We start from the raw sequence: 12,761 nt of genomic DNA on the forward strand, positions 1-12,761 counted from the left end.
TTTGTCCGTTTGCGTCTGTCACTTTCTTTAGATCTCCTTTCAGCTAGTTCAGCCTGTGTATCTCATACGGCTGTATACACATTTGTTTTGACAAATAAAAAAACTGTTCCAGCAAGGGGCGGATGTTTCACATCCACGGTACCACCCTTGTGAAGAACAGTTGTCACTTCGCTTCGTTACGGTTAACGGCGTCACCCGGTGTCAAGCACAAGCTCCTAAGTTGTAATTCGTCTCCAGCGAATTCATCGGTTTGCACCAACCACCGACTCTCTGGCGAGACTTGCGCCTCTCGAAGGGTCGCTTGGACTACTAGCACTTATTCAACGCTATGGCGTATGGTTTTTTAGTTACCCTCATATATACCATGCTGCTACGACCATTGTCAATGCAATGCCACTCCAATTTGCTATACATCGCGCTCCAGACGCAACCTATTAGGACCGTTCTGCCCATTTTTACGCCATACAGATCCCGCCCGCATAATTGCCACAAAAAAAAACGGCATAGCGCCTCGCTCTCTTCATATGAATATAAACGAAAAAGATCTCGCTTGCCGCAACTTTTTATGCACATTATACGTCTATATCAATGTAGGATCATACCTCGCAGCGTGACCGGAAAAATTTGTATGGTAGACTTGCTTTACTATGGTATAATGTTAGCTGAAATAAGGAGGGGCGAATATGGCAGAAACACCGGACAAAGCACCTGAAACACCGCATACGCCTAAACCGCGTTACCGGAAAAAGCCTTTATGGTTTCGTTTATGTAAATATTTCATGGTGTTCGTCTTAACAATTGTTATAGTAGGGCTTTTGGCTGGTTTTATTGGCTTCGGGACGGTTGCCGGACTGGTCGCATCTCTCGTGAAAGACCAGCCCATTCCGAGTAAAGAAGAAATGGCTGCCGACATAATGGAATCGTGGCAAACGAGTTACATATACGATCGCAACGGAAAACCAATCGGCTCTGGGGAGCTCCGCACCGCGAACGATCGCGTACTCGTCGAACTTAAAAACGTATCGCCATACATTATTGACGCATTTATATCCACCGAAGACAAAGAGTTTTACGAACACGATGGCATTGTGCCACGCTCGCTCATGCGCGCTGCCGCCCAAGACCTCGCGGGAAGCGCGGTGTCGACCGGCGGAAGTACGATTACACAGCAACTCGTGAAACTCGCTGTTTTGAAAGACACCGATCAAACATACTCGCGTAAAGCAAAAGAAATTTTCCTCGCCTTGCGACTAGACCGCCTGTTCGAGAAAGAGGACATTCTTAAATCGTATTTAAACCAGATTTATTTCGGGCAAGGAGCGAGCAAGGAACATATGTACGGCATCGAAGCAGCCGCAAAAGGAATTTTTGGCGTCAGTGCGAAAGACGTCAACATTGCGCAAGCGGCTTACTTAGCCGGGATGCCGCAGCAGCCGAACGGTTACAACCCGTTTAAAGAAGATACGTTAAAAGAAGGCCTGAAGCGGCAACGAACCGTGCTCGACCGCATGCTCGCCAACGGCAAACTTACGGCAAAACAATACGAAGAAGCGAAAGCGTTCAATATTAAGAAGTCGCTTACGAAAGCTAAACCGTACGTTTACGAGCAGTACCCTTACCTTTATGAGGCAATTCAACTGCGCGTAGCGGAGAAGCTGATGGAGCTGGACGGTTACAAGCTTAAAGAGCTGGAACCGGAGAAGTACAATGAGCTGCTGGAGCAATACAAAACGCGTGCTGCCGAAGGCGGGTACCGCGTGCATACGACGGTCGATCTGAAGCTGCACGACGCGATCAATAAGTCTGTGGAAACGTACGAACACTACAAACCCGAAATGAAGGTATCTGTGCCAGGAATTAAAGGAAAACTATCGGCAAAAGAGCAAATCGGCTCTGTCGTCGTCGAGAATAAATCGGGTGCCATTCTCGCCTTCGTCGGCGGCCGGGACAAGAAAAACATTCAAAACCGCGCCCTCGACTCGCGCAAGCAACCCGGTTCGACGATGAAGCCGCTGCTTGCCTATGCACCGGCACTCGACGCTGGTGTGCTGCAGCCGGGCTCGGTCTTAGAAGACAACGCGAAAGCCGCTCAAGTAACATCGGGGTATAGGGTGAACAACTTCGATTACAGTTTTTCCGCAGGGGGACGCACGACAGTCCGGAGAGCTTTAGAGTGGTCGCTTAACATACCAGCTGTCGACGCGTTTTACCGCAAACTCGGGGTGGAGAACGGCTATAAGTTTCTGGCCAAGCTGAACATGCCCGTGCCACCAGAAGAACAAGTCATCTCCGGCGTACTAGGTTCAAACGTCTTTACACCAGAGCAAATGGCTGGGGCGTACGCCACGTTCGGCAACAACGGCAAATTTCATAAGACGTTCCTCATCTCGCGCATCGAAAATGCGGAAGGAAAAGTGATTTACGAGCATACAGTTAAAGGGGAGCAAGTGATGTCTCCGTCGGCTTCTTATATGCTCACCGACATGTTGCGCGGTGTCGTACGCAAAGGTACAGCTTCTGGCACGGTCGGTCCAAACGTTAGTGGCTCTTTCGACGTCGCCGGGAAAACGGGGACAGCCGAATATGAAAAAGATGTGTATTTCGTCGGTTACACGCCCGAAATCACGATTAGCGTCTGGGCTGGTTATGATTATGAGAAGTCAGATCCTTTCTTAAAACCTGACCAAAATTTAGCGATGATTATGTGGACGCGGTTCTTCCACGCGATTCAAAAAACGCAGCCAAAATTGTCTCCACCCGGTTCGCGTTTTGTGCACCCGCGCGATCTCGTCAGTGTCGAGATTTGTAAAATTTCCGGTAAACGGGCCACCGCCGCTTGCCGCTCGCACAAAGCAACAATGACTGAACTGTTCCAGGTGGGGCAAGTGCCTAAGGAAGAATGTGACTACCACAATAAGAAGGAAAAGGGGCGCACCGTTAAATTCAAGGGCAGTACGTACATTGCCAACGACAAAACACCGGATGACATGGTCATTCGCGGCGACGTGAGCGATCCCGACATAAAAGAAGATCCGCGCACGAGTGAAGGTACGCCACGAGCGCCGCGCATAAGTGGAAGTGGCGGCTCGGTCAGCTGGGGACACACAGGGCAAGAGAGCGTCGTCGGCTACCGCGTATACCGTTCGACCGACGGACAAAAATTTTCCAAAGTGGCCAGCATCCGCCTCGATCAATCGACCGGTTATTCTGGTGATGCTAATGCGAAATACCTCGTTAAAGCGGTCGACGTCGTGGGGATCGAATCGGCACCTTCTAACGTCGTCGGGAATATCTCACAAAAGCCACCTAAAGAAGAGAAGCCGGACAAGCCAGACAAGCCGGGAAAACCGGATAAGCCGAATAAACCCGCCAAACCGTCGGCACCTATTGGGCTGAGCGGCCAATTTACTGGCAACAGTGTCAACTTGCGGTGGCAACCATCGGGTAGCGGTAGCGTCAACCAATACCTTATCTTTATGAACGACGGCAGCGGCTTTAAGCAAATTGCCGCCGTCGGCGGTACGGGTTATACGCACGCCGGCAGCTTTACCGGAACACGCTCCTATTATGTCGTCGCAGCCAATGATACGGGGCGATCCGGGCAGTCGAATACGATCCAAGTGACGGGCAAGCAACAACAAGCACCGCCACCGCCAGACAAAGACAATAAAGACAAGAAGGACGGTGCACCGCCTAAAAAGGATAAGGACGGTGCATCCAGCGATAAAGATAAACAGGCTAGCAGTAACACTGCGTACTTGAATTTTCCGCGGGAATTGTTCCTGATCGCGTTACTGCTACAGCTTTAAGTCACATTAAAAGCCTTGCAATGGGGGATTTCCCTTGCAAGGCTTTTTTTACGGTGCATGCACGATATGCGAATAACGTTCTGCGCGACAAACTAACGAGGGGCTAGCTAGGCCCGCTAATTTCCCCACACTAGTTACGTGACACTAGTTCTGTGGCCTAGTCTTCTAACGTGGACAAGTCGCCCGCCGGCAAATCCAGCTCCCACGCCTTCAGCACGCGGCGCATAATTTTCCCGCTGCGCGTCTTCGGCAGCTTGTCTTTAAACTCGATTTCACGCGGCGCAGCGTGAGCAGCCAAGCCTTTTTTCACGAACGTGCGGATTTCTTCCTTCAGTTCATCTGTCTGCTCGTAGTCGCTGCGCAAAGCGATAAACGCCTTAATGATTTCCCCACGTACCGGGTCAGGTTTCCCGATGACCCCGGCTTCGGCTACTGCCGGATGTTCGACGAGTTTACTTTCCACTTCGAAGGGCCCGACGCGCTCGCCAGACGTAATAATGACATCGTCCACGCGGCCTTGGAACCAGAAATACCCGTCCTCGTCCATGTGTGCCGTATCACCGGAAATATACCAGCCATCCGCTTGGAAGTAACTTTTAAACTTTGGCTCGTTGTTCCAAACGGCGCGCATCATCGCTGGCCATCCCGCCTTAATCGCTAAGTTGCCCATCCTGTTCGGAGGGAGAACATTGCCCGCGTCGTCGACAATCGCCGCTTCAATCCCGGGAAACGGCTTGCCCATCGAACCAGGCTTAATGTCCATACACGGATAGTTAGAAATAATGATTGCCCCCGTCTCCGTCATCCACCAGTTATCGTGAATGCGCTTCCCATAAGCTTTTTCACCCCAGCGGACGACTTCGGGGTTTAGCGGCTCCCCGACACTGAGAATGTGACGCACTGAGGAAAGGTCGTATTTTCGCACCACTTCTTCGCCCGCCCCCATTAACATACGGAAGGCGGTCGGCGCGCTGTACCAAACGGTGACGCGGTACTTCTCTAACGTCGCATACCAATCGTCGGGACTAAAACGGCCGCCGCGGACGACGCTCGTCACGCCATTCAACCACGGCCCCCAAATACCGTACGACGTTCCCGTCACCCAGCCCGGGTCAGCCGTACACCAATAAACATCGTCTTCCTGAAAATCGAGAATCCACTTCGCCGTCTGGTACTGCTGGATCATCGCGTTGTGGACGTGGTACACGCCCTTCGGCTTCCCCGTCGAACCTGACGTATAGTGGAGAATCATCCCGTCTTCGCGATCGACCCATTCGATGTCTAACTCCTTGGAAGCGTTCTCCATCACGTCCGCATAACGGTAATACCCTTCCGGCAAGTCACCCTCCCCACCGACGAGAATGACGTGTTTGAGCGCTGGCAAATCGTCCGTCGGTACCCGGTCAAGTAGCTCTGGCGTCGTTACGATAGCGCACGCTTCACTATTTTCTAAACGGTCGCGGACAGCTCCTTCCATAAACGCTTCAAAAAGCGGGCCGGCGATTGCCCCTATTTTTACAATGCCCAATAAACTAAAATATAACTCCGGCGAACGGGGCATGAAAATAAAGACGCGATCTCCTTTCCCGATCCCGATGTTGCGGAGCGCGTTGCCAAACTGGTTCGAGCGTTCCTTAAGATCGGTGAACGTATATTGTTCCTCGCGTTTGGCATCGCTAAAGTAAAGGGCGATTTTGTCGCGGCGCTCGCCTTCGGCGTGTCGGTCGATGGCCTCGTAGGCAATGTTCACCTTACCCGTCTCATACCAGGAAAATGCTTTTTCAACCTCTTTCCAATCAAAATTGCGGTAGGCTTCTTCGTAATTGGTCAAGTTATGCTTCTCCGGATCTACTGTACGGATGACTTCCGTTTGCACAAGCAAACCTCCTCTTAATAAATGTGTAAGCGGTTAAACAAACCTCTACTCTTTGGATACTTTATATACTTTCTTGTTCTTTATTATAGCATAGTGTTAATAATGCGCAATGTCGATTTAGGAGATGGCAACCATTAACAACTCAACAATTTCGCCATACAATTAATTCAAAAAAGGAGTGAAACTCGTGTATAATAGGGGAAAACGCCTTAAGACAATAAGGGGACAGCGATGGAACACATTAAAACGGTGTACGAACAAAAAGTTGATGCAGGAGCGCAGGGGGGGCGGGTGCTCACTGTTAGGGGACCCGTAACTGGAGAAGAAGTATTGCAACTACCGTTTCACCCCGGGTTAGTCGCCTTCCGGCCGCCCGCCGAACAACAGCGCGCCATTGCCGAAATTGCCGATTTACCAGAAGGACGCATTATTCAAGCGACCGATGGCAAAAACGTCGTCGCCTACGTGACGTTTTTGTATCCCGATCCACTCGAACGCTGGTCGGAAGGAAAGCAGGTCGATTTGCTAGAATTAGGGGCAATTGAAGTCGCACCGCCTTTCCGTGCCCTCGGTCTCGGAAAAAGGCTGCTGCAAACCGCCTACATGGACGATTACATGGAAAACTACATCGTCTTGACGACCGAGTACTACTGGCACTGGGATCTTAAAGGCACGGGACTCTCCGTCTGGGAGTACCGCAAAGTGATGGAAAAAGTGATGGGCAGCATCGGCATGGAAGTTTACGCGACGGACGATCCGGAAATAACTGCTCATCCGGCCAACTGTTTAATGGTGCGCATCGGAAAAAACGTACCACAGGAGTCGATCGAGCAGTTCAACGAAATCCGCTTTCAGCGTCGCTACATGTACTAAGGAGGCGCTCGTCTATTAGGGGATGCGTTGGATGCGTTGCTATTGGAAGGCACGCTGCGCCGCGCCTTCTCCTTCGTCGCTGCATCTAAATGGCACTTGTTATTGACGTTCACAACGCTGCTATTCGCACTCATGCATCGTATAAACTACTCTGTAATGTTAGAAGGGATGCGTAATGTTAGTAGAGAGAATCATGAAGACAGACGTCAAAACGGTCCATCCGACTGACGCGATCCGTACGGCGGTACAAATCATTGAAAAATACAACATTCGCCATTTGCCTGTCGTCGAACAAGACAGTCTCGTCGGCGTCGTCACTGATCGCGATTTGCGCGCGGCGCTCCCGTCCACTCTGGAACGCCAGGACGATACGCGCATTTTGGCGCAGCCGGTCTCATCGATCATGACTAAGGAAGTCATTACGGCGCACCCACGCGATTTTATTGAAGACGCCGCACTGCTTTTGTACGAAAACAGAGTCGGTTGTCTACCGGTCGTGCGGCTTAACAAAGTCGTCGGTATGATTACAAAAAAAGATATTCTCCGCACGTTAATCGAACTGATGGGCGTCAATATTCCGAGCCAGCGGGTTGAAATCGCCCTACCCGATCGTCCGGGATTACTAGCAGATGTGGCGGTCGTTTTAAAGGCGTTTAAAATTAACGTGACGAGTGTGCTCATCTTTCCAAGACAAACGGAAGGCGTCAAGCATTTGGTGATGCGCGTGCAGACGATCGATACGCGCAAACTCGTCGACCGTTTGCAAGAGAAAGGATTCAATGTCTTGTGGCCGTCGAAGGAGCCGGACGATTGGTTATGAAAAAACGCGAGTCGCGCTTCGTCTACTCCGACGCCTTTACCCGCTACCACTTTCACGACGACCACCCGTTCAATCAACAGCGAGTCCAGCTTACGTACAGCTTAATGCGGGCATTGGATATTATCGCAGACGAGCAATTGCTCGCACCTCGGCGCGCAACCGACGACGAATTGGCGCTCGTACATAACCGCTCGTACATCGACCTCATCAAAAAATGCTCTGGCAACGATTATGCGGAAGATGATCTAGCTGAAGCGGGGTTAGATACGGAAGATACGCCTGTCTTCCCCGGCGTTCACGAAGCGACAGCGCGAATCGTCGGCGGCACGTTAGCCGCGATCGACGAAGTTGTAAGCGGTGACAGCTCCCATGCACTCAATTTGGCGGGTGGCCTGCACCACGCGATGAGCGGCAAGGCGTCGGGCTTTTGCATTTACAACGACGCTTCCGTCGGCATTGCCTATTTGCAGCAGCGCTTTCCGGACATGCGCGTTTTGTACATCGATACAGACGCCCATCACGGCGATGGGGTGCAGTGGTCGTTTTACGACGATCCCTTAGTGTGTACGTTCTCGATCCACGAAACGGGGCGCTACTTGTTTCCTGGCACGGGAGATGTGACCGAGCGGGGCGCTGGCAAAGGGTATGGCTTAAAAATTAACGTGCCGCTAGATGCGTTTACCGAGGACGATTCTTACTTAGTAACGCTCGAGGCCGTATTGCCCAAACTCGTCGCTGGATTCCGGCCCGACTTCATTATCTCCCAACACGGCTGCGACGCCCACCGCTATGACCCGCTCACCCACCTCGCGGCGAGTATGCGCATTTACCGGGAAATCCCGCGTCTCGTCCACGAGCTGGCCCATGCGTACTGTGACGGACGTTGGGTCGCCTTAGGCGGTGGCGGTTACGACCGCTGGCGCGTCGTGCCACGTGCGTGGACACTGTTGTGGGCGGAAATGAATGACCGCCATGTAGGCAACGTCGCCTTGCCAGAAGCGTGGGTAAACGAGTGGCAGCCGAAGAGCCCCGTTAAGCTCCCACCGTCAATGTTTGACCCCGTAGAATTGTGGCAACCGATTCCGCGCCGTGCTGAAATAACGGAGAAAAACGAGCGCACCGTGGCGCGCGTGCTCTCTTTCCTACCGTAAGCGAGGACATCCACGGGTGTCCCCGTCCTCGGATGGGTCGTGCGACGCCCCACTTGAACGGGTTTCGATTGGTTTCTATCGCAGTTGCCGCAGTTACGGCAGTTACCCTTAATCGACAAGCAGCCATTCCTGCCGGATCGCGGCGGAATGGCTGCTGTATCGTTGGGCGAATGAAAGACAATAGGCCCCTTAGTGGTTAAGCACGCCGATCCGCTCTTCTCGCGCCTGGCGAGAGACGAGTTCGATCTCGTCTTCGCGCTTCGATAAAAAGTAGCGGAAGCTGTCGAACAGCGCGTACCAGCTCGCCTCAATGACGTTTGCGGACACACCGATCGTGCTCCACTGCTCTTTTCCGTCGGACGAGACGATCAACACGCGGACGGTGGACGCCGTCGCATCCGTCTCGTCCAACACGCGCACTTTGTAGTCGGCGAGATACATCTCTTTAATGAGCGGAAAGTACGATTCGAGCGCTTTGCGCAGCGCATTGTCAAGCGCGTTAACCGGCCCGTTCCCCTCGGCGACCGTGTGCACGACTTCCCCGTTAATGCGCAACTTCACGACCGCCTCTGTGAGCAACCGTTCCGCATCGTCCCGTTCCATAAAAATTTTGAACTGCTCCAGCTGGAAAAAGTGTTTGACTGTACCAAGCCCTTCGCGCACCATTAACTCGAACGACGCTTCGGCTGCTTCATACTGGTATCCAGCGTGCTCTTTTTCCTTTATTTTTTCAATAATTTTTCGCGACTGCGGATTTTTCTTGTTTAAGTCGATGTCCCACTCTTGCGCCTTAAACAGTAAATTGCTCTGCCCCGACAGTTCAGACACTAACACGCGACGCGCGTTGCCGATCGACTCCGGCGCGATATGTTCATACGTTTCCGGATGCTTTAATATCGCACTTACGTGCATGCCACCTTTGTGGGCGAAAGCGCTACGCCCGACGAAGGGCTGATTGTTCGGCGGAACTTGATTCGCCACTTCGTGAACGTATTTTGCCACCGAGGCGAGCGACGGTAAGGCACTGTCAGCGACGCACTTTAGGCCAAGCTTCATCTGTAAATTAGGGATGACAGAGACGAGGTTTGCATTGCCACACCGCTCACCGTAACCGTTAATCGTCCCCTGCACGTGCTGTGCACCGGCCTGCACGGCAGCGAGCGAATTGGCAACGGCTAACTCACAATCGTTGTGACAGTGAATCCCGACTGGGATCGACAACTCGCGCACGACATCCTTAACGATGGCCGATACTTCGTGCGGCAGCGTCCCCCCGTTCGTATCGCACAAGACGACGCAGTCCGCACCTGCTGCTTCCGCTTTTTTTACCGCTGCAAACGCATAGTCCCGATTGCTTTTAAAACCGTCAAAAAAATGCTCGGCATCAAATATAACTTCCAATCCGGCCTGTTTTAAAAACTTTACGGAGTCAAAAATCATGTGTAAGTTTTCTTCCAGCGTCGTCTTTAATGCTTCCGTGGCGTGAAAGTCCCATGTCTTCCCAAAAATCGCGACCGCCTTCACGCCACTTTCTAAAATTCGCTGCAAATTCTCATCGGCAGCCGCTGGAGTTCCGGCGCGCCGCGTACTGCCGAACGCCGTAATCGTCGCCTGTTTCAATGACAATTGTTGGGCTTGCAGGAAAAATTCCATGTCTTTCGGGTTACTGCCTGGCCATCCACCCTCAATGTAATGGATCCCAAGTTCATCCAGCTTCTTCGCGATTTTTAATTTGTCATCGACGGACAAACTGATCCCCTCACCTTGTGTCCCGTCTCTAAGAGTTGTGTCGTACAGTAACACCTGTTGTTTCAACGTAACATACCTCCCACTAAAGAAAAAACAATAATTTCGATAATTATTACGAGTATAGCACACATCCGTTAACGAATTAAAGCGTTAATTTGTGACAAGGTCGCCGTTGGCCTCGCCTCTGTCACATATTCGTCATATTTACATAAACCTGTGTCACTTCATATGACAATCATTAGTTATTTTTGCTACTGTATATGTAAGGGCGTCAACTGTCAAGTACCATTTATTTAAATTAAGAAAGAACAATGGAGGGAGCAGTTACTGTGACCAAAACGAATACTTCAACTCAAACGCGCTTACTCTTTGAACCGACGAAAATAAAAGACGTGACCTTTAAAAATCGCATTGCCGTTTCACCGATGTGTCAATATTCGTCCGTCGACGGGTTGGCGAACGACTGGCACCTCGTGCACCTCGGCAACCGTGCAGTCGGCGGTGCGGGTCTCATCATTGCAGAGGCGACCGCTGTCGAAGCGCGCGGCCGCATTTCCCCCGCCGATGTCGGACTATGGCGTGATGACCAAGTCACACCGTGGAAAAAAATTACCCGCTTTCTCAAAGAACAAGGGACTGTACCAGGTATTCAGCTCGCGCACGCCGGACGCAAAGCGAGCACGTACGCACCGCACGAAGGCCGCGGCTTCCTTAGTGAAGCAGACGGGGGATGGCAAGTCGTCTCCGCGAGTGCCCAGCCGTACAACGACAGTGCCCCAGTGCCACAAGCACTTACCCAAGAACAAATAGCTGATGTCGTCCGCCACTTTCGCGACGCCGCAGCGCGGGCTCTAGCGGCCGGATTTGAACTCATTGAAATCCACGCAGCACACGGTTACTTGCTGCACCAGTTTTTGTCCCCACACAGTAACCGCCGCGACGACGCATACGGTGGGACGTTGAATAACCGTAGCCGCATGCTCATGCAAGTCATCGCCGCTGTAAAATCGGTTTGGCCTGAAAAATACCCGCTCTGGGTTCGCATTTCGGCTACCGATTGGTTGGAACACACTAATGAACCTTCGTGGACGTTGGCACAATCGGTTGCCTTAGCCAAGGCGCTTAGGACGGCTGGCGTCGACGTGATCGACGTTTCTTCCGGTGGCCTTTCTCCCGCCCAAGAAATCACCGTCAGTCCCGGTTACCAAGTACCCGCTGCGGCGACAATTAAAAATGAAGCCAACATCCAAACGGCTGCTGTCGGTTTAATTACTGAACCGGAACAAGCGGAAGAAATATTGCAGAAAGGCCGCGCTGATTTCATCGCGTTAGGTCGGGAGCTTCTTCGCAACCCTTACTGGCCGCTGCATGCAGCAAAAGCGCTCGGTGTCACAACGCCTTGGCCAGTACAGTACGCGCGCGCGGTAAAATAATGGTCGCTTTTTCCAGTATTTACACGTGAGCATGAATACATGATTGCCACCAATTGGTACACATTATAGGGTACAAAGTGGAGGTGAGCATAACATGCCAGATAGTCGTACTACGAATCAACTTCTAGCACCTCAAGCACGTCAAGCGCTTGATCAAATGAAATTCGAAATCGCCCAGGAATTTGGCGTGCACCTCGGCCCGGACACGACCTCGCGCGCAAACGGTTCTGTCGGAGGAGAAATAACGAAACGCCTAGTGGCGATGGCAGAACAACAACTGAGCGGTGGTTTTCCGCAAGTGTAAGCGCGTATACTTAAGTTAAGAAAAGCCTGCTGGTACACTTTGCAAGCCAAGGGGCACCTGCTTTCATGCGCAGTGTGCCCCTTTTGTTATACTATGCAAATATACTATGCGTTCAACTGCACAATGCAGTTTTGTGCTATGTTATGCGGATGTGCTATGGTATGCAGATGTGTATGCGATGCAGTTGTGCTATGTTATGCAGATGTGCTATGCGATGCACATATTCAACGAGCAGGCGTGTCGACCCCGGTGATTTTCCCCTCGCCAATTAATCGGTTCGTCTCCACTGTTACGTAAGAAATGACATCCGCCAACTGCAGAAGTAACTGCTGTAAGTCGCGATTCACACGTCCGTCTTCAAATGTATCTAGCGGCAGCGGCAGCTCATCCAAGTCGAGCACGTGAGACGTACCGTCTGGAAATACGAGCACGTCGACTATGAGGTCCGTGTAAGAGACACATTCTTCCGCAATGACCGTATCCCGCACGATATTGACGTACGATCCTAAATACTCTCCTTGCGGGGAACGCCAGTGGTAGACGTTGTACGGGCGGTCTTCCCAATAAAATGCAATCGTATATGTCAAAGCTGGAATGTGCATCGTCCGATCGTCCACACAGACGTCGAACGGTTCCGGAATCTCGTATTGTAGGACAAGTTCGTCGCCTTGTCTCCGTACAAACAAACAGTCGTAAGACACGACCGTCCGGTCGTAACGCGTTTTCTTCTCTGTTATTTTCATACT

Annotated in this window: 9 protein-coding genes; 6 read left to right on the forward strand and 3 right to left on the reverse strand. The window is 51.7% G+C overall.

What is annotated here, in order from left to right; translation table 11 throughout:
• Positions 1–683: 683 nt before the first annotated feature.
• The gene (locus tag BN1247_RS11260; RefSeq protein WP_054950469.1) at positions 684–3,809 is read left to right on the forward strand and encodes a transglycosylase domain-containing protein; all 3,126 of its coding nucleotides are present in this window, start codon (positions 684–686) and stop codon (positions 3,807–3,809) included.
• A 157-nt stretch (positions 3,810–3,966) separates the two neighbouring features.
• Here the strand turns inward: BN1247_RS11260 and acsA are convergent, their stop codons facing one another.
• Positions 3,967–5,685: an acetate--CoA ligase gene (gene acsA, locus BN1247_RS11265; RefSeq protein ID WP_082415911.1), complete on the reverse strand. Its 1,719-nt coding sequence runs from the start codon at positions 5,683–5,685 to the stop codon at positions 3,967–3,969.
• Between the two features lie 231 nt (positions 5,686–5,916).
• Between acsA and BN1247_RS11270 the strand changes: the two genes are divergently transcribed.
• The 3 genes from BN1247_RS11270 to BN1247_RS11280 all read left to right on the forward strand — a co-directional run bounded on the left by BN1247_RS11270 (position 5,917) and on the right by BN1247_RS11280 (position 8,529).
• Positions 5,917–6,558 carry a GNAT family N-acetyltransferase gene (locus tag BN1247_RS11270; protein ID WP_054950470.1) on the forward strand — a complete coding sequence of 214 codons (642 nt, stop codon included), beginning with the start codon at positions 5,917–5,919 and terminating at the stop codon, positions 6,556–6,558.
• A 175-nt stretch (positions 6,559–6,733) separates the two neighbouring features.
• Positions 6,734–7,378 carry a CBS and ACT domain-containing protein gene (locus BN1247_RS11275; RefSeq protein WP_054950471.1) on the forward strand — a complete coding sequence of 215 codons (645 nt, stop codon included), beginning with the start codon at positions 6,734–6,736 and terminating at the stop codon, positions 7,376–7,378.
• The gene (locus tag BN1247_RS11280) at positions 7,375–8,529 is read left to right on the forward strand and encodes an acetoin utilization protein AcuC (RefSeq protein WP_054950472.1); all 1,155 of its coding nucleotides are present in this window, start codon (positions 7,375–7,377) and stop codon (positions 8,527–8,529) included. The genes BN1247_RS11275 and BN1247_RS11280 overlap by 4 nt, the downstream gene beginning before the upstream one ends.
• 189 nt (positions 8,530–8,718) lie before the next feature.
• Here BN1247_RS11280 and cimA read toward each other — a convergent pair whose 3' ends face one another.
• A complete protein-coding gene (gene cimA / locus BN1247_RS11285) occupies positions 8,719–10,344 on the reverse strand; it encodes a citramalate synthase (protein WP_054950473.1) in 1,626 nt (541 codons plus the stop codon).
• Positions 10,345–10,607: 263 nt separating this feature from the next.
• Between cimA and BN1247_RS11290 the strand changes: the two genes are divergently transcribed.
• On the forward strand, positions 10,608–11,711 hold the full coding sequence (locus BN1247_RS11290) for an NADH:flavin oxidoreductase/NADH oxidase (protein WP_231633265.1): 1,104 nt from the start codon (positions 10,608–10,610) through the stop codon (positions 11,709–11,711).
• Positions 11,712–11,805: 94 nt separating this feature from the next.
• Positions 11,806–12,015 carry an alpha/beta-type small acid-soluble spore protein gene (locus tag BN1247_RS11295; RefSeq protein WP_054950475.1) on the forward strand — a complete coding sequence of 70 codons (210 nt, stop codon included), beginning with the start codon at positions 11,806–11,808 and terminating at the stop codon, positions 12,013–12,015.
• Between the two features lie 224 nt (positions 12,016–12,239).
• Here the strand turns inward: BN1247_RS11295 and BN1247_RS11300 are convergent, their stop codons facing one another.
• Positions 12,240–12,758, reverse strand: coding sequence for a ribonuclease FAU-1 family protein (locus BN1247_RS11300; RefSeq protein WP_054950476.1), 519 nt, complete (start codon positions 12,756–12,758; stop codon positions 12,240–12,242).
• Positions 12,759–12,761: the final 3 nt, after the last annotated feature.

Source organism: Numidum massiliense (assembly GCF_001375555.1).
In the GTDB taxonomy this organism is placed as follows: domain Bacteria; phylum Bacillota; class Bacilli; order Thermoactinomycetales; family Novibacillaceae; genus Numidum; species Numidum massiliense.